A 17,458-nucleotide genomic window follows, 5' to 3' on the forward strand; every position below is an offset into this window, starting at 1 on the left:
TTGCCGAGACGTCGCGGCGATCCATATCTGAAAGAGGCATTTAGGACTTTTCTGATGAACACACCCATCCTCTCGACGCGCGCAGCGAGCCTCACTCTCGATGGAAATGCGGGGGCCATCGAGATTTTGAAAGACATCACGCTCGACGTGATGGAGGGGGAAACCTTGGGGCTGATTGGTCCGTCTGGTTCGGGCAAGTCGTCTCTCCTGATGCTTTTGGGCGGATTGGAGCAAGCGACCTCCGGTGAAATTCACGCTGTTGGCCATGAGTTGACCGGCATGAATGAGGATCAGCTTGCACGCTTCCGCAGAGATCATATGGGTGTGGTGTTCCAATCCTTCCACCTCATTCCGACAATGACCGCTCTCGAAAATGTTGCAATCCCGCTCGAACTCGCGGGAGCGCCGGATGCGTTTGACCGCGCGCAGGCGGAACTTGAGGCCGTTGGCCTCGGCTCCCGCGCCTCGCACTACCCCTCCCAAATGTCCGGCGGAGAACAGCAACGTGTCGCGCTGGCGCGTGCCTCAGCGCCGCGCCCCAAAATCCTCTTGGCGGATGAGCCGACCGGAAACCTCGACGGCGTCAACGGCGAAGCGATCATGGATTTGCTGTTCGGATTGCGGGACCGGCACGGGGCGACCCTCGTGATGGTCACTCATGCGCCGTCGCTCGCCGCGCGGTGTGACAGAGTCATCCGCCTGCGCGACGGGCAACTCGATCAGGAAGCGGTTTCTGCATGAAGTTTTCCCTCGCTTGGTCCATAGCGCGCCGCGAACTCCGAGGCGGCGTCCGCGGCTTCCGCGTTCTGGTGTTGTGTCTCGTCCTCGGCGTGGCCGCGATTGCCGCGGTCACAAGCGTCCGTGAAGGGATTTCGAGTGGGTTGTCCCGTGAGGGCGCGGCCATGCTCGGCGGCGACGCAGAGCTTGAATTCACCTACCGTTTTGCGACGCCAGAAGAGCGGGACTGGATGACGTCCAACTCCGACAATCTCTCGGAGATTGCGGACTTCCGGTCGATGCTGACACGCGGCGAAGAACGTGCGCTGTCACAGGTGAAAGCCGTTGATGACGCCTATCCTCTCGTTGGCAACGTGGTGCTCGACCCCGAAATGCCGCTTGCGACCGCATTTGCGGGGCAGGGCGGTCGTCCGGGCGCGGTTTTGGACCCGATGCTTTTCGAGCGGCTTGGGTTGGAAACCGGCGATGAGATCGAAATCGGTGGTGTACCGTTTGTGGCGATGGCGGCGCTTGTTCGTGAGCCGGACGGGATGTCGGCAGGCTTCTCTCTCGGGCCTCGAAGCATCGTTGCGCTGGATGCGATCCGGGATTCCGGCCTCATGGCGGCGGGGACGCTGTTTGAGAGCGCCTATCGCCTTGATCTGCCGGAGGGCACCAATCTCGATGCGCTTCGAGGCCGTGCGGAGAGCGAAGTCGCCAATGGCGCGTTCCGGTGGCGGGATTCCCGCAATGCCGCGCCGAGTGTTTCACGGTTTATCGACCGTCTGAGTGCCTTCCTCGTCCTTGTCGGTTTGGCGGGACTCGCAGTTGGTGGCGTCGGTGTTTCCGCAGCGGTACGGTCCTATCTCGACCGCAAAATCTCCGTCATTGCGACGCTCAAAACCTTGGGCGCGGAGCGCAGCACGGTGTTTCTCATCTACCTGATGCAAGTCGGCGTGATTGCGGTCGGAGCAATCATCGCGGGTCTTATCCTTGGTGCGGTCCTACCCCTCATCGCCATCCCGTTCGTCGCGAACCTTTTGCCCGTCCCAATCGCTGCGCAAGTGCACATCGGCGCTTTGTTTGAGGCAGGTCTCTATGGCGTACTCGCGACGGCTATTTTCGTCCTTTGGCCGCTGTCGCGTGCCGAAAGCATCCGTCCCGCCGCGCTCTATCGTGACGCCCTGTTCGGTCTCAAGGGGTGGCCGCGTCTTCCCTACGTGGTGGCGTTGGCCGCGTTGCTCGGCCTGCTCGTGACGGTGGCGGTGCTCTTTGCCGACAACACGCGGTTGGTCATTGTGTCCTTCCTCGGGCTGACGGTGGCGTTCGAGGTTCTTGTGCTGTCTGGCCGAGGCTTGGCCCGTGTCTCACGCACGCTGACCCATCGTGGCCTGATCCGGAAGCACCTCCCTTTGCGTCTGGCCTTTGGGAGCATCTCTGGGCCTGGGGATGAGGCTGTGTCTGTTGTGCTTTCGCTGGGTCTCGGCCTAACGGTTCTATCGGCTGTCGGACAGATCGATGCGAATATGCGCAGTGCGATCCAGAACGACCTGCCGGATCGCGCGCCGTCTTACTACGTGATCGACATCCAACCGGACCAGATCGAGGCGCTACGCGAGCGGGTTGTCAACGATCCGGGGGTGTCTCGCTTCGAGGCCGCGCCGATGCTGCGTGGATTGATCACGCAGATCAACGGGCGCAATGCCGAAGAGGTTGTCGGTCCCCACTGGGTCTTGCGCGGCGATCGCGGGATCACATACGCAGAGACTCCGTCATCGAACACGACAATTACGGCGGGCGAGTGGTGGGATGCGGAAGACACGGATCTCCAGATCAGTTTCTCGTCATCCGAAGCAACCGAGATGGGCCTCTCTCTCGGCGATGAAATGACTGTGAATATCCTCGGGCGAGATATCACCGGCACGATCACATCCTTCCGCGCAGTGGATTTCTCCGGCGCTGGGATGGGGTTCGTTCTCACGATGAACCCGATTGCACTCGCCGGTGCGCCGCACACATGGATCGCCACGATCTACGCGACGCCAGAGGCGGAGGCCCCGCTGATCCGCGATTTGGCGCAAGCTTACCCCAATATCACGACCATCCGCGTGCGGGACGCAATTGAACGCGTTGTGTCGATCATGGAGAGTATCGCAGCGGCAACGACGTTCGGCGCGGCGGTCACTCTGGCGACGGGCGCGGTTGTGTTGATCGGTGCGGCGGCAGCGGGGGAGGATCGACGGCGGTATGAGGCGGCTATTCTGAAGACCTTGGGCGCGTCCCGTCGGAAAATCCTTTTGAGCTTTGCCCTGCGTTCCATGATCCTCGGACTTGGCGCAGGGGTTGTGGCGCTTGCCGCTGGCGCGGGCGCGGCTTGGGGTGTGCTGCACTTCGTGATGGAGACAGATTTCACCCTCGCGACGGGGTCTGCCATCATGGTGATTTTGGGAGGCGTCGCCCTCACGAGCTTCACCTCCCTCATGTTCTCTTGGCGCGCGATGAAGGTTCGTCCTGCGCGCGTCTTGCGTATGAATGACGGATAACGGTCCCGGCTATTGCGCCGGGACGAGGAATTTCGAGACAGCGTTTGCGATCACCTGTTCTTCGTCGGTCGGGATGACCATTACAGGCGTCGCGCCGTTTGAGATGTCGCGTTTGTTCAGGCTATTCGCCGCCTGATCCAGTTCGACCCCGAGATAGCCGAGGCGTCCACAAATACGCGCACGGATGTTCGCGGAATTTTCCCCGATTCCGCCGCAGAAAATGAGCGCATCAATGCCGGAGAGTGTTGCCGCCATTGCGCCGATCTCACGACGGACGCGGTAGATGAAATAGTCCACCGCATCTTTCGCACCCTCTTCGTCCGACTGTTCGAGAACCTGCATGTCGTGGCTGATCCCCGAAAGGCCCAAGAGGCCTGATTCATGATAGAGCATATGGGTCAGTTCGGCGGGGGTCATGCCCTCTGTTTCAAGCAGATAGAGCAAAATGCCCGGATCAAGCTGACCGGAGCGTGTCGACATCGGAATCCCGTCCAAAGGCGAGAATCCCATCGTCGAGGAGATGGAGTAGCCGTTGTTGACGGCGCAGATCGATGCACCGCTGCCGAGGTGGCAGATGATCAGCCGCTTGTTGGAAAGTTCAGGGCGCTCATTGGCAATTTGGTGCGAGACGTAGTCATAGCTTAGACCGTGGAAGCCATACCGCTTGATCCCCTGTTTGTAGTATTTACGAGGGATCGCGTAGATGTCGTTTTCCCACGGGTGATTGCGGTGGAAAGCCGTGTCGAAACACCCAATTTGCAACGCATATGGGAACGCTGCTTTTGCGGCCTCCACACCGGCGAGGTTGTGGGGTTGGTGCAGTGGTGCGAGCGGATTGAAGGTCGCGAGGTCTTCGAGCACCTCCTCGGTCAACTCGGTCGGGGTCGCGCGCAATGGGCCGCCGTGTACGATGCGGTGTCCGACACCGGACACTTCTTGGCCTTTGAGCAGGGGCTGAAGCTCAGACAGAATGACGTTAAATGCCGCTTCCTGATCTGGAGCGTCGATCTCTTTCCTTCCCTCGGGGCCGCCGGATTTGAACTGAAACGACGGCTTTGATCCGATCCCCTGAACCTGCCCACGCGCGATGGGCATAGGCGGTTCAGAAGCCTCATAGAGCGCGAATTTGACGGAGGACGATCCTGCGTTCACCGTGAGAATGCAATTTCCCATTAGCTCACGATGCCCCCATGATGCGCATGAAGCGCCGCGACGGCGCAAGAGGCGAGGCGTGACTTTTCGCTGTCCGACCGCGAGTTGAGCACAATTGGGCAGCGCGCTCCGATAACGACACCAGCCGCCTCAGCATGAGCGATGAAGGACAGTTCCTTGGCAAGCATGTTGCCGCTCTCCAAGTTCGGGGCAATGAGAATTTCCGCGTGACCGGCGACGAGACCTTTGATGCCTTTGGTGCGGGCGGCCGAGATGCTCACCGCGTTGTCCATGGCGAGGGGGCCGTCGACGATACCGCCTGTGATCTGGCCACGGTCGGCCATTTTCGAGAGCGCCGCCGCATCTAGTGTCGAAGGGATTTTCGGGTTGACGGTTTCAACGGCTGATAGCACGCCCACTTTTGGCGTTTCGAGGCCGAGGCTTTTTCCGAGATCAATCGCGTTCTGCACAATATCGACCTTCGTTTGCAGGTCCGGCGCGATGTTGATCGCAGCGTCAGAGACCAGCAGCAGGTGATCGAGGCCCGGAACGTCCATGACAAAGATATGGCTGATCCGGCGTCCGGTTTTGAGACCTCCAGAGGAGCTCAGGATCGGGCGCAGGAGGTCGTCGGTATGCAGGTGACCCTTCATGATCGCTGCCGCTCGCGCCTCATGAACCATGGTCACGGCGAGTTTGGCCGCTTCGGCGTGGTTTTCACAATCGACGATCTCAATGCCGTCTAGCGATAGACCATTTTCCTCTGCAATCTCGCGAATTTTGCTTTTCGACCCAAGCAAGATCGGGTCGATCAGGTTGTGTTCCGCAGCGAGAAGCGCTCCACGGAGGGACTGTTCTTCTTCCGGTGCAACAACGGCCATCCGTGTTGCCGGCAATTCCTCAGCCATTTGAAGCAGTCGGTCGAAGTGGCGGTGGCTTTCGACGGTGAGGCCGGGAACATCATTCACATCGAAAGAGGTCGCAGTTTGCGGTGCGATTACCTCAGCCTCACCCGATACGAGGAGCGTTCCGTCGCTGCGGGTTACGGACGTTTCGAACACGGCAATGTTGTCGCTATCCTTGCGGATCAGTTTTACCCGCGCGATCAGCTCGTCGCCTGCATGGGCGCGCCCGTGAAATTTCAAATTTTGCGAACGGTAGAGCGTACCGGGGCCAGGCAGCTTGTTCCCGAGAACAGCAGAGATGAGAGAGCCGATCCAGAAAGACGGGGCAACGGGTTCGGTTCGTGACTTTTTATCTGCCTCATCGTGAGGGAGGTGCATTGGATTCAGGTTACCTGACGCATGGGCAAAGACGTAAAGGTCGTCAGCCACACAAAGGCGTTTGTGTTCGGCTTCCATCCCGACTTCGAGTTTGTCGAAAGGGATATTCTGGAAAATAGTCACATTCGATCCTTAAAATGTTTGCGCTGTGTTGCGTCTTACTTGATGCACTTCCGGGCGGGTCTCCATGAGGCATATCAAGAATTTCCCTTGCTGGCATGAAACTTATGCAACACGCCCTTGCGGATGCGTCATGTCGTGATGTCCGTGTCCGACGATTTCGCCAGTGCAGAATCGTGATTGCCGCGTGCGGAGCGCAATGTGTCACAAATCCGTTTCTCTTCTGCGCAGCAATGTGACAGGCGCTCAGGAAGTTGCATAATTTTTGAGCGACTGTGCGTGAATTGAGCAATTGCGCCCTGTGCCTTTGTATACACTCTTGTGTGCGCGAATGCGCGAGGCAAAAACTTTTCTCGCGATGTGGCGATGACCTCAGGGAAAGGTCACACATCTCAGGGACCCGCGGGGGGAGAGAAGGCTTGCTGGCATTCTTTTCCTCACGCGATGTAAATTAACGCTGCAAGTAAGGGGCTTTCACCGTTTATCCTTTAATATCAATAATATGGATAATTCCTTTTTTAGGGACGGCTAAAGGCCTCGCGGCTTCCAACAAGGGAACATGGAAGTGAAAACTCAATTTAAGGCGACTCTGGCATCTGCTCTTTTCGCAACGACTGCGATGGCATCCTCCGCAATGGCGGCTGACTGCCCGATCAAAGTTGGTGTCCTGCACTCGCTCTCCGGCACGATGGCTATTTCCGAAACCACTCTGAAAGACACCATGCTGATGCTCGTAGAGCAACAGAACGCCAAAGGCGGCGTGCTTGGCTGTGAGCTTGAAGCTGTTGTCGTTGACCCGGCCTCCGACTGGCCGCTGTTCGCTGAAAAAGCACGTGAACTTCTGACCGTTCACGAAGTTGATGTCATGTTCGGCAACTGGACCTCCGTGTCCCGTAAATCCGTTCTTCCGGTCATCGAAGAACTCAACGGCCTTCTGTTCTACCCGGTTCAGTACGAAGGCGAAGAGTCCTCCAAAAACGTATTCTACACCGGTGCGGCTCCGAACCAGCAGGCTATCCCGGCAACCGACTACTTCCTCGACGAACTTGGCGTTGAGAAGTTCGCTCTGCTCGGCACCGACTACGTGTACCCGCGCACCACGAACAACATCCTTGAGTCCTATCTGAAGGACAAAGGCATCGCCGAAGAAGATATCTTCGTGAACTACACGCCGTTCGGTCACTCCGACTGGTCCAAAATCGTTGCTGACGTTGTCGCTCTCGGCGCTGACGGTAAAAAAGTTGGCGTGATCTCCACCATCAACGGCGACGCAAACATCGGCTTCTACAAAGAACTCGCTGCTGCTGGCATCTCCGCTGACGATATCCCGGTTGTGGCCTTCTCCGTGGGTGAAGAAGAACTCTCTGGCCTCGACACCACCAACCTCGTTGGTCACCTCGCCGCATGGAACTACTTCATGTCCGCTGACACCGAAGCCAACGCAGAGTTCATCTCCGCATGGCACGAGTTCATCGGCGACGAAGCACGCGTCACCAACGACCCGATGGAAGCTCACTACATCGGCTTCAACATGTGGGTGAACGCTGTGACTGAAGCTGAAACCACCGATGTCGACGCTGTTCGCGCCGCTATGTGGGGCCAAGAGTTCCCGAACCTGACCGGTGGCACCGCTGTCATGGGCGTCAACCACCACCTCGCCAAGCCGGTTCTCATCGGTGAGATCCTCGAAGACGGTCAGTTCGACATCATCTCCGAAACCGATCCGGTTCCGGGCGATGCATGGACCGACTTCCTGCCGGAATCTGCAGTGCTCGTCTCCGACTGGAAAGATCTCGAGTGCGGTATGTACAACACCGAGACCGAGACCTGCGTTCAGATCGGTTCCAACTACTAATCTGATTTAAAAGACTTTTGAGGGGCGGCCATCGCGTCGCCCCTCGACTCCTCTCTGATAAAGAAGAGCTTCCATGATCCGCCGTATCTTCGTTGCCGGACTGCTTCTTCTGACGGTTGCGCTCTCTGCGCAGGCTCAGGACCGCACGATCCAGGATGTGCTACAAGAGCACTCCGACGCCATCATCAAATCTTCGCGCAAAACCATCGGCCCCGCGATTGACGCTGTTGCCAATTCAGCTCTCCCGGAGGCGCAAGACGTTTTGCAAGCATGGCAGTCCAAGGACATGTGGGTGCGTGAGGAAGACGGGCTTTTCTTCAAGGCCGAGAAGCTCGACAGCAAAACCTATGCTCTCACCGATTTTGTCACCGGCGAACCTGCGGGTGAGGTTGCGAAAGACGAGATTGACCAGATCAAACCGAACTCGGGCATCCGCGCAATGCTCGGCGCAGCCTTGGTTCAGTTCCAACTGAACGACCCGGACCCATCTCTGCGCCGCGACGCGCTGTTGGCGATCCAGCGAGACGGTGAGGAAAGCCACCTTGCGCCACTCCGCGCGTCGATTGCGAACGAGTCTGATCCCGAGATTAAAGAACTCAAAGAAGTCACAGAACGTCTTCTGACGATTTCCTTCGACGAAGATGAGGCCGCGCGCGTAGCCGCCATCGAAGGTTTCCGCGGGTCTCTGTCGCTCGACACCCGTGCCGCACTCAACCCGATCGTCACGACCGAGGTTGTTTACGCCGAAGAACTATCCGCGAATGCGAATGTGAAGCGTATTCTGCGCGCTGGCTCTCGCGACCTTTCCGTCGACGAAGCCTACGATCTGATGGTCGAGGCGGGTGCAGTGACGCCGCAGCCGAGTGTCTCCGAACGAAAAGCGGCGCTCGAGAGCAATATCGTGGACGGTTCCGTCGGGGGCGTTTCGGTCGAAGATCTGAATACCCAAGAAGCGCGCGACCGTGCTTATGCCGCCTTGGCGGATGCGGGTCTCGTGCCGGCCTTCGATCCTGATTTCGACAAAGCATCTGTCGTGACCGGCGTTCAGTTTGCAGAAGTCTATTCTGAGCCCTCGGCGGCGGTGGCAAGCGCGGCCGAGGAAACGCTCAAATCCATTAGCCGAACAGTTGGGCTCAACCAATTCTTCGACTTGTCGCTCGACGGGCTCTCGCTTGCATCCATCTACTTCCTCGCAGCGATCGGCCTCGCCATTACTTTCGGGGTCATGGGCGTGATCAACATGGCCCATGGCGAGTTCATTATGATGGGCGCCTACACCGGTTACGTGATCCAGCAGATCATTCCCGATTACACCGTCTCAATTATCGTTGCCATTCCGATGGCATTTGCGGTGACATTCGCTGCGGGTGTCGCGATGGAGCGTTTGATCATCCGTTGGCTCTATAACCGCCCACTTGAAACGCTGCTCGCGACCTTCGGTGTGTCAATTGCGTTGCAGCAGCTCGCGAAGAACATCTTCGGCACCCAAGCGCGTCCGCTCACCTCTCCGGGCTGGCTCGATGGGGCACTGCAGTTCAACGACGTGGTCGCAATCTCCTACATCCGCATTGCCATTTTCGTGTTGGCGCTGATCTTCCTCGGCATCTTCCTCTTCATCATGAAGAAAACCCGCCTCGGCTTGGAGACCCGCGCTGTAACGCAGAACCCGCGCATGGCGGCCTCCATGGGGATCAATCCCGACAAGGTGAACATGCTCACTTTCGGCCTCGGCTCCGGCATCGCTGGTATCGCCGGCGTTGCCATTGGCCTCTATGCGAAGGTGACCTCTGAGCTTGGCGCGGACTACATCGTCCAGAGCTTCATGACCGTCGTCGTTGGTGGCGTTGGCAACATTTGGGGCACCTTGCTCGGCGCGACGATGATCGGGTTCCTGCAAAAAGGGATCGAATGGTTCAACCCGTCGAACACGCTGGCGGCGCAGACCTACATGATCATCTTCATCATCATCTTCATCCAGTTCCGACCGAAGGGTATCATCGCCCTCAAAGGTCGCGCAGCGGGGGATTAAGCTATGGATTTCATTCGCAAGAACCCCTCTCTGCCGGTCTTCATCGCAGGTCTCGCGATCTTCACGCTGGTCGTCACTTTCATGTCCGAAGCCTATGGCGCAGGCGCGCTGTCGACCTCATTCGTGAAAACACTGGGTAAGACGCTCTGCCTCGCGCTCGTTGCCATCGCGATGGATTTGGTCTGGGGTTACACTGGCATCCTCTCGCTCGGCCATTTCGCGTTCTTCGGTCTCGGGGGCTACATGATCGGCATGTGGCTGATGTATGCGCGGACCAAGCTTATTGTGGTAGAAAGCATGGCCAGCGCGGCGCTGCCTCCAACACCGTCGGAAATTTCGGACGCCATCGGGACGCAGATTTTCGGCGTCGTCGGGTCAAGTGAATTCCCGCTGGTCTGGATGTTCGCGCACAGCTTCTGGGCGCAGATCGCGCTCGTGGTGATTGTCCCGGGTATCCTCGCGCTCGTGTTCGGTTGGCTCGCCTTCCGGTCCCGTGTGACTGGTGTTTACCTGTCGATCCTGACGCAGGCGATGACCCTCGCGCTGTCTCTTTACCTCTTCCAAAACGACAGTGGTCTGCGTGGTAACAACGGTCTTTCCGGTTTGCAGAACCTGCCTGGCGCGGATGGCATCTCTCAAGACTACATCTCGATTTGGTTCTTCTGGGCATCAGCCTTTGCGCTTCTCATCACCTATCTGATCGCGGCATTCGTTGTGTCCGGCAAGTTCGGATCGGTCATTCGCGGCATCCGTGATGACGAGGCGCGGGTCCGGTTCCTCGGGTATTCGGTAGAGGGGTTCAAACTCTTCGTGTTCGCAATGACGGCCGTGATGGCAGCCATCGGTGGCGCGCTTTATTATCCGCAGGCCGGTATCATCAACCCCGCCGAAATCGCTCCGATTGCATCCATCTACCTCGCTGTTTGGGTGGCCATCGGTGGCCGTGGCCGCATTTATGGCGCGGTTATCGGCGCGGCGTTTGTGTCGCTGGTGTCCACCTATTTCACGGGCGGTCAAGCGCCTGACATCCCGCTCGGGTTCTACACGATCAAGTGGGTCGACTGGTGGCTCGTCCTTCTCGGACTGTCGTTCGTCTTGGTGACCTTGTTCGCGCCGAAGGGAATCGGCGGGCTGTTCGACCTGATCACGCACCGTATGTCGCCTAAGCGTGGCGGTGCGCCCTTGGGCCCCGATGATGGCTCTCTTCGTGAACAGGAGGCTGAGAAATGACCAGCAACGCATCCACACTTCTCGAAGTTTCCGGTATCTCGGTCACGTTCGACGGCTTCAAGGCAATCAACAACCTGTCCTTTGAAATCGGGCCAGCGGAGCTCCGCGCGATCATCGGTCCAAACGGCGCAGGCAAAACGACATTCATGGACATCGTGACGGGCAAGACCAAACCCGACGAGGGCAAAGTCCTCTGGGGCGATCTGTCCCGCAACCTGATCGGCATGAACGAGGCAAAGATTGCCCGTGCAGGCATCGGCAGGAAATTCCAGCGTCCGACGGTTTTTGAGGACCAAACGGTTTTCGAGAACCTGCTCATGGCGGTGAAGAACGACCGCAATCCGATAGCCGTACTCTTCTTCCGCCCGAAGGCGAAGGACTTTGCGAAAGTCGAAGAACTCGCAGCGGAAATCGGTCTTTCCGATCAGTTGGAACGAAAGTCTGGTGAGTTGTCCCATGGTCAAAAACAGTGGCTCGAAATCGGGATGCTGTTGGCTCAGGACCCCAAATTGCTGCTCGTGGACGAACCCGCCGCTGGGATGACCTTGGGCGAGCGTGAGCATACGACAGACATCCTCAAAGAAGCCGCTAAAACACGCGCGGTTGTCGTCGTTGAACACGATATGGAATTCGTCCGCAGACTTGAGTGCAAGGTCACTGTTCTTCACGAAGGGTCGGTTCTGGCCGAAGGCTCCCTCGATCACGTGACGCAAAACCAAGACGTGATTGACGTCTATCTCGGGCGATAAGGAAAAATAACCATGCTCGATGTGAAAAACCTCTCTCTCCACTACGGCGGTTCGCAAATCCTCTATGACGTCGATATTTCGGCGCAGGCGGGCGCAGTCACCTGCGTCATGGGCACCAACGGTGTGGGGAAAACATCTCTGCTAAAGGCCATCTCCGGCACTCATCCCCGGTCCGGCGGGTCTATGATGCTTGACGGCGAAGATGTCGGGAAACTCCCGGCGCATTCGCTCGCGCATAAAGGTGTCGCGGTCGTTCCGCAGGGACGCATGATTTTCCCGCTTCTGACCGTGAAAGAGAACCTCGAAACTGGCTTTACCTGTCTGCCGAAGTCCGAGCACAAAATCCCCGACGAGATTTTCGATCTCTTCCCGATTTTGAAGGACTTCATGCATCGCCGAGGCGGTGACCTCTCCGGCGGGCAGCAACAGCAGTTGGCCATTGCGCGTGCGTTGATCATCAAGCCAAAACTCTTGCTCCTTGATGAGCCGACAGAGGGCATTCAGCCGAACATCATTCAGCAAATCGGCAAGGTGATTTCTCTCCTGCGCGATCGCGGGGATATGGCGATTGTGCTCGTCGAGCAGTATTTTGAGTTCGCTTACGACCTCGCCGACACGCTCGTCTTCATGGAGCGCGGGCGCGTGACGTCGACACATGACAAAGCGGATATTTCGAAGGAAGAGGCGGCAAAGGTATTCCGCATCGCGTGACCAGACTGCGGACTGCCCCTTCCTTCTGCGTCGCAGTTCACCCGTTTCTGCGCGAAACAGGAATATAGACCTTTCGGCAATTTCTTAGTTTTGTGTCTCTCTGCTACAGTGGGAGAAATTGAAAAGAAAAACTGTAGGCCGATCATGATGGATACACCCCGCATTCGCGTAGAAGGAGGCTTTCAAAGCGCGCTGATCGTGGACGATCACCCGCTGTTTTGCGACGCCCTATGCATGACGCTCACGGCGGGGATCGGGATCGGCAAAGTCGACACCGCAGGTTCCCTCGAAGAGGCAATGGCATTTCTCGACCGCTGGGCCGCGCCAGATGTCATCCTGCTCGACCTGAACCTGCCGGATGTGAACGGTCTCGACGGTCTCGTCAGGCTGACCAAAAAGTGCCCCGAGACGCCTGTGGTGATCGTGTCCTCGGTTGAAGAAGCCCGCGTTGTGCGCTCTGCGATCCGTGTCGGCGCGGCTGGTTTTGTCCCGAAACATTCGACTCGTGAAGTTTTCCGCTCCGCATTCGAACAGATTGCGGCCGGAGAGGTCTATTCCCCTGCCGGAGCACTTTCCGCAGGGGATCCGAATGAGAACCTGTCTCCGCGCGAGGATGCGTTGGTCCGTCTGTCCCACCTGACACGGCAACAGGCGCGCATCCTGCAACTGATCTGCGCGGGCCAAATGAACAAACAAATCGCCTACGAACTCTCGATTGCAGAGACGACGGTGAAAGCGCACGTGACGGCGATCATGCGGAAACTCGGCGTGCAGAGCCGGACCCAGGCGGTGTTGATTGCGCAGCAGGCCAATTTCAACAGCCTCTTGCCTGAGGAATAAACTTCCTTCACCCTGATTGGCAGGGATGGAGGACCCAAATGATGACGAACGCGATAGGCGGCATGTCTCACATGCTGCGTCAAAACCTTGTGTCGACGGCGGAAGTGGACGCATCCGATCCGGAGGCCGTGAAAAAGATCGTGACGGGCCTCGGACGCGGGCCGTTTTCCATCGTGCTCATGTTCTTCTCGCCCGAATGCGATCGCGAAACCTTGGCCCGTCAGCTCAAAGCTGAAATTCCCTATGCCCGTGTGATGGGCTGCTCGACCGCAGGAGAGTTGAGCTCCAAAGGCTATGATGAGGGAAAGATCATCGCCATCGGGTTTCCGGTTGAGAACTTCGGCGTGGAAACGCTCCTCGTCCCCGATCTCAAGAATTGCTCACCTCAGGACCTTATGGGGAGCCTTCTACGTGCGCGCCAAAACCTGCAGCGGCGCTATCCCCAGTTCGACAATGAGTTTGCCATGCTATTGGTCGATGGCCTGTCCGAGAGGGAGGATGAGTTGACGGCTGCCTTGGCGTCCGGCCTTGGCCCTGTCCCGCTTTTTGGTGGGTCGGCAGGGGATGGTCGGAGGTTTCAGGAGACCTTTGTCCTCAACGGCCCGACGCTTATGGAAAACTCTGCAATTTTGACATTTTTCCGCACAAACTGTCAGATTAAGGTGTTTTCTTATGATCACCTCGTTGCGACGCAAAAGCGGATGGTGGTCACGGAAGCAGAACCGAACGCGCGCGTCGTCAAAGAAATCAATGCGGAACCCGCAGCGCAGGAATACGCGCGATTGGTCGGTGTCGATCCTGCGCTGTTAAGTGACCACGTCTTCGCCGCGAACCCTGTAGTTGTGCAGGTGGGAGGAAAACACCACGTGCGCGCGATCAAGTCGGTCGCCCCCAACGGAGACATGTCTTTTTTTGCTGCGATTGATGAAGGGCTCGTTCTGACCTTGGCAGAGCCTCAGAACATGGTGGCCCATCTCGAAGAGTCCCTCGCGGGCCTCAGCAAGACGACAGAACCTGCAATTGTGCTGGCCTGCGATTGCATCTTCCGGCGCGTCGAGGCGGAGATGACACAAGTTAAATCGCAGATTTCCAATCTTCTTGCTGGGGCGAACGTGCGCGGGTTTTCGACCTATGGGGAGCAAATCGGCTCTATCCACGTGAACCAGACCTTCACCGGCGTTGCGATTTATCCACCGTGTGCAGAACGCGATACCATCGGGGTCGGGGAGAACCGCAAATGAATCGTCCGTCCGACAGTCTCCTCAACCCGAACGACAGCGATACGCGCACGCAGGAAAAACTGCTGAAAATTGTCGACGTGATGATCAAGCAGATCGAATTGCGCTCGAACGAACATGGCGCGGCCTATGCACAGTTTCAACGCGCAGCGATGCTCGAAGAGCAGGTGCGCCAACGGACGGTCGATCTCGAATATGCGCTGGACCTTCTCAACGTCTCCAACGCGCGGTTGGCGGAGGCGAACAAGGCGCTCGAGACCGCGCAGCGCAACCTTGAGAATGCGATTGAGACGGTTCGAGACGGCTTTGCGCTCTTTGACCGCAATGATGTGCTCGTGATGTTCAACTCGCGTTTTGCAACCTTCCTGCCGGACGTGCGGGAGCGGTTGGAGGCGGGCATTACCTTCGAAAACTACGCCTCGATGGTGAGCCGCTCAGAGCATCTTGATCTCACTGAAAAGGACAACGCCGACGCATGGGTGACACGGCGCCTCGGGCGGCATCGTGAGCGGCATGTGGTCTTCAATATCCATGTCGCCGGTGACCGTTGGATCCAGATTTCCGAACATCGAACGCCTGATGATGGTACTGTGGTTCTTCAAACCGAAGTGACCGATCTGGTCATGGCCGAACGCGAAACGCGCGGGAAGATGCTCGATGAGCAGGCCCAGATGATCCGTGCAACGCTCGAACACATCTCACACGGTGTCTGTATCTTTGACCGCGACTGTCGGCTCGTTGGCTTTAACCAGCGGCTCGGGTTTCTCCTCGGATTGCCGCTCTCCGCTCTGCATATGGGGAATGATTTTGCGACCTTGCAGGGGCGAATTCTCGGGGATATGGCGCTGAGTTCTGACATGCCGACAGAGCTGATGCGGGACTGGGCCTATGGTGTCACGCCGCGCACGCCGATCACCTTCGAACTCACGCGACCGGATAAACGCGTGATGATCGTATCGGCTGAGGATTTGCCAGACGGGGGCTTTGTGATGTCGGTGACAGACGTCACGTCCGAGCGCCGCGCGATGGAGCAACTGACACGCACGAATGAATCGCTCGAAGCGCGGGTGATGTCGCGGACGCTAGATCTCGAGGACGCTCTCGCACGCGCCGAACGGGCGAACGCGGCGCGCTCCCGCTTCGTTGCGGCAGCGAGCCACGATCTCTTGCAGCCGCTCTCCGCCGCAAAGCTCTTTGTGGCTTCCGCAGAGGATAGCTCCATCGACAAGGGCACAAGGATCGTGCTCGGCAAGGCGCAAAATGCGTTGGAGAGTGTGGAGAATATTCTCTCTGCTCTGCTCGATATTTCGAAGCTTGAGGCTGGGCGGTCCGCGCTAGATATCATGCCGGTTGCTCTTGGTCCTCTGCTGCTGCAATTGCGTGACGAATACTTGCCGGCCGCTCAGGCGAAGGGCATCGACTTGCGTGTTATTCCCACGAGTCAGGTGGTCGAAAGCGATCCGACCTATCTCCGTCGTATTGTGCAGAACCTCATGTCTAATGCGATCCGCTACACGAAATCCGGCCGTGTGCTCGTCGGTCCGCGCCGTGCGGGGGCTGGGCGGGTCCGGATTCAGGTGATGGATACAGGGCCGGGGATTCCCGAGAAGGAACAACAGGCGATCTTCAAAGAATTCCACCGGATCGAAGGCTCTGCGTCGGCGGCGGTGGGCATGGGTCTCGGGTTGGCGATTGTTGACCGCGCCTGCGCGCAGTTGGGCCATCCTATCCATCTCGATAGCACTGTCGGCAAGGGCACCGTTTTCGGAATTGATGTGCCGCTTGCCCGAGACAGAACCGTTGGTGAGGCGATTGGTGTCGACAACTCCGGTCACTCTGAAGACGGGTTAGGCGTCTTTGCGATGGTCGTGGAGAATGACGATGAACTGCGTCGGGCGGTAACTCTCTTCCTGGAAAAGCTCGGTGTTGCGGTTCTTGATGTCGGGAGCGGTGAGGAGGCCTTGGACCTTTTAGAAGAGGTCGATGTGCTGCCGGATCTTATGCTGGTGGATTATCAGCTCGGGTCGGGCATGGACGGGATTGAGGTCATCACCCGGGTGCGCGCGCGGTTCGGACGCACGCCGACCCGTTTGGTGACAGCGAACCGGTCTCCAGAACTCATGAAGGCGGCGAAAGAAGCCAATGTGCAGGTGATGTTTAAGCCGATCGCACCCAAGGACATCGAGGCTTTGATCAGCCAGGTCCGCGCTTAGGCGTGCCGCCACCGCTCCGCTGCGCGTTCCCATTTTTGAATGACGAGTATCTCAATGGCGAGCATCAGTGCGACAAAGCTCAGCGCGTAGGCGAGCACGTGCGCGGTTTGGAAGTTCTGAAAATGCAGATGGATTTTGAAGCCGACACCCGTCGAGCGGCCAAGAAACTCCACGACCAAGACGATTTTCCAGATCATGGCGAGGCCATTGCGCGCGGCGATGGCGAAGTAGGGGGCGAGCTGTGGCAACAGAATATGCCGGAGCCGTGTCATCGCGGGCATCCTGAATGACTGGGCCATCTCGTCGATGCTTTTGTCCGCCGCCCGCGCGCCATCGCGGAGCGTGACTGTGACTTGCGCGAGTTTGTTCAATGTAACGGCGGCAATCGCGGCGACCTCATTGAGGCCGATCCAGAGGTAGCAAAGCACTATGATGACCAATGCGGGTAGGTTTAAGAAGACCGTGACCCATGGGCCGAAGAACCGATCAAGGGCGGGCATCCTTCCCAGTGCGATGCCAAGCGCCGAGCCGAGAACCATTGCGAGCGTAAATGCGATGACGACCCGCTGAAGCGTCGCAGTGATCTGCGTGCCGAGTTCGCCGCTCATCGCGAGGTCGCGCGTGACCTGAAGCACCGCGATCGGTGAGGGCAGCACATCGGGATCGGCTTTGAGGGCGCTAAGGATGGCCCAGAGCGCGATCAGCCCGAACAAAGACAGGGCGAGGTTTATGCAGTGAAGACGTGTCATGATCTGATCTCGATGCTACACCGCGTCGG

Annotated in this window: 13 protein-coding genes; 10 read left to right on the forward strand and 3 right to left on the reverse strand. The window is 58.1% G+C overall.

Features of this window, described 5'->3' with window-relative positions:
- The first annotated feature begins 54 nt into the window (after nt 1-54).
- Nucleotides 55-741 carry an ABC transporter ATP-binding protein gene (locus LA304_RS13045; RefSeq protein WP_224503599.1) on the forward strand — a complete coding sequence of 229 codons (687 nt, stop codon included), beginning with the start codon at nt 55-57 and terminating at the stop codon, nt 739-741.
- Nucleotides 738-3,260, forward strand: a complete 2,523-nt coding sequence (locus LA304_RS13050; RefSeq protein ID WP_224503600.1) for an ABC transporter permease — start codon at nt 738-740, stop codon at nt 3,258-3,260. Before LA304_RS13045 ends, LA304_RS13050 begins: the two co-directional genes overlap by 4 nt.
- Nucleotides 3,261-3,269: 9 nt before the next feature.
- On the opposite strand, the gene LA304_RS13055 is transcribed toward LA304_RS13050, so the two are convergent.
- Both LA304_RS13055 and LA304_RS13060 read right to left on the reverse strand, forming a co-directional pair.
- On the reverse strand, nt 3,270-4,433 hold the full coding sequence (locus LA304_RS13055) for an acetate/propionate family kinase (protein ID WP_224503601.1): 1,164 nt from the start codon (nt 4,431-4,433) through the stop codon (nt 3,270-3,272).
- A complete protein-coding gene (locus LA304_RS13060) occupies nt 4,433-5,818 on the reverse strand; it encodes a bifunctional enoyl-CoA hydratase/phosphate acetyltransferase (RefSeq protein WP_224503602.1) in 1,386 nt (461 codons plus the stop codon). The genes LA304_RS13055 and LA304_RS13060 overlap by 1 nt, the downstream gene beginning before the upstream one ends.
- Before the next feature lie 556 nt (nt 5,819-6,374).
- Between LA304_RS13060 and urtA the strand changes: the two genes are divergently transcribed.
- From urtA to LA304_RS13100, 8 genes are all read left to right on the forward strand, one after another.
- Nucleotides 6,375-7,670 (forward strand): urea ABC transporter substrate-binding protein, encoded by a 1,296-nt coding sequence (gene urtA / locus LA304_RS13065; protein ID WP_224503603.1) that lies wholly within the window; start codon nt 6,375-6,377, stop codon nt 7,668-7,670.
- Nucleotides 7,671-7,743: 73 nt separating this feature from the next.
- Nucleotides 7,744-9,699, forward strand: coding sequence for an urea ABC transporter permease subunit UrtB (urtB, locus tag LA304_RS13070; RefSeq protein ID WP_224503604.1), 1,956 nt, complete (start codon nt 7,744-7,746; stop codon nt 9,697-9,699).
- A 3-nt stretch (nt 9,700-9,702) separates the two neighbouring features.
- Nucleotides 9,703-10,929, forward strand: a complete 1,227-nt coding sequence (urtC, locus tag LA304_RS13075) for an urea ABC transporter permease subunit UrtC (protein ID WP_224503605.1) — start codon at nt 9,703-9,705, stop codon at nt 10,927-10,929.
- Nucleotides 10,926-11,678: an urea ABC transporter ATP-binding protein UrtD gene (gene urtD / locus LA304_RS13080; protein ID WP_224503606.1), complete on the forward strand. Its 753-nt coding sequence runs from the start codon at nt 10,926-10,928 to the stop codon at nt 11,676-11,678. Before urtC ends, urtD begins: the two co-directional genes overlap by 4 nt.
- Nucleotides 11,679-11,690: 12 nt before the next feature.
- On the forward strand, nt 11,691-12,389 hold the full coding sequence (gene urtE, locus LA304_RS13085) for an urea ABC transporter ATP-binding subunit UrtE (RefSeq protein WP_224503607.1): 699 nt from the start codon (nt 11,691-11,693) through the stop codon (nt 12,387-12,389).
- Between the two features lie 144 nt (nt 12,390-12,533).
- Entirely contained in the window at nt 12,534-13,229 is a 696-nt protein-coding gene (locus LA304_RS13090) for a LuxR C-terminal-related transcriptional regulator (protein WP_224503608.1), read from the forward strand.
- A 41-nt stretch (nt 13,230-13,270) separates the two neighbouring features.
- Nucleotides 13,271-14,470: an FIST N-terminal domain-containing protein gene (locus LA304_RS13095; RefSeq protein WP_224503609.1), complete on the forward strand. Its 1,200-nt coding sequence runs from the start codon at nt 13,271-13,273 to the stop codon at nt 14,468-14,470.
- A complete protein-coding gene (locus tag LA304_RS13100) occupies nt 14,467-16,680 on the forward strand; it encodes a hybrid sensor histidine kinase/response regulator (protein WP_224503610.1) in 2,214 nt (737 codons plus the stop codon). Before LA304_RS13095 ends, LA304_RS13100 begins: the two co-directional genes overlap by 4 nt.
- Here LA304_RS13100 and LA304_RS13105 read toward each other — a convergent pair.
- Nucleotides 16,677-17,429: an ABC transporter permease gene (locus tag LA304_RS13105; RefSeq protein WP_224503611.1), complete on the reverse strand. Its 753-nt coding sequence runs from the start codon at nt 17,427-17,429 to the stop codon at nt 16,677-16,679. The two genes, LA304_RS13100 and LA304_RS13105, sit on opposite strands and share 4 nt — an antisense overlap.
- Nucleotides 17,430-17,458: the final 29 nt, after the last annotated feature.

Origin of the sequence: Celeribacter litoreus, assembly GCF_020165855.1 — a bacterium.
Taxonomy (GTDB): Bacteria; Pseudomonadota; Alphaproteobacteria; order Rhodobacterales; family Rhodobacteraceae; genus Celeribacter; species Celeribacter litoreus.

Bases quoted from the DNA above. Each gene is read 5' to 3' on its own strand.
- LA304_RS13045 (WP_224503599.1), top strand. From the start codon at position 55: ATGAACACACCCATCCTCTCGACGCGCGCAGCGAGCCTCACTCTCGAT.
- LA304_RS13050 (WP_224503600.1), top strand. From the start codon at position 738: ATGAAGTTTTCCCTCGCTTGGTCCATAGCGCGCCGCGAACTCCGAGGC.
- LA304_RS13055 (WP_224503601.1), bottom strand. From the start codon at position 4,433: ATGGGAAATTGCATTCTCACGGTGAACGCAGGATCGTCCTCCGTCAAA.
- urtA (WP_224503603.1), top strand. From the start codon at position 6,375: ATGGAAGTGAAAACTCAATTTAAGGCGACTCTGGCATCTGCTCTTTTC.
- urtB (WP_224503604.1), top strand. From the start codon at position 7,744: ATGATCCGCCGTATCTTCGTTGCCGGACTGCTTCTTCTGACGGTTGCG.
- urtC (WP_224503605.1), top strand. From the start codon at position 9,703: ATGGATTTCATTCGCAAGAACCCCTCTCTGCCGGTCTTCATCGCAGGT.
- urtD (WP_224503606.1), top strand. From the start codon at position 10,926: ATGACCAGCAACGCATCCACACTTCTCGAAGTTTCCGGTATCTCGGTC.
- urtE (WP_224503607.1), top strand. From the start codon at position 11,691: ATGCTCGATGTGAAAAACCTCTCTCTCCACTACGGCGGTTCGCAAATC.
- LA304_RS13090 (WP_224503608.1), top strand. From the start codon at position 12,534: ATGATGGATACACCCCGCATTCGCGTAGAAGGAGGCTTTCAAAGCGCG.
- LA304_RS13095 (WP_224503609.1), top strand. From the start codon at position 13,271: ATGACGAACGCGATAGGCGGCATGTCTCACATGCTGCGTCAAAACCTT.
- LA304_RS13100 (WP_224503610.1), top strand. From the start codon at position 14,467: ATGAATCGTCCGTCCGACAGTCTCCTCAACCCGAACGACAGCGATACG.
- LA304_RS13105 (WP_224503611.1), bottom strand. From the start codon at position 17,429: ATGACACGTCTTCACTGCATAAACCTCGCCCTGTCTTTGTTCGGGCTG.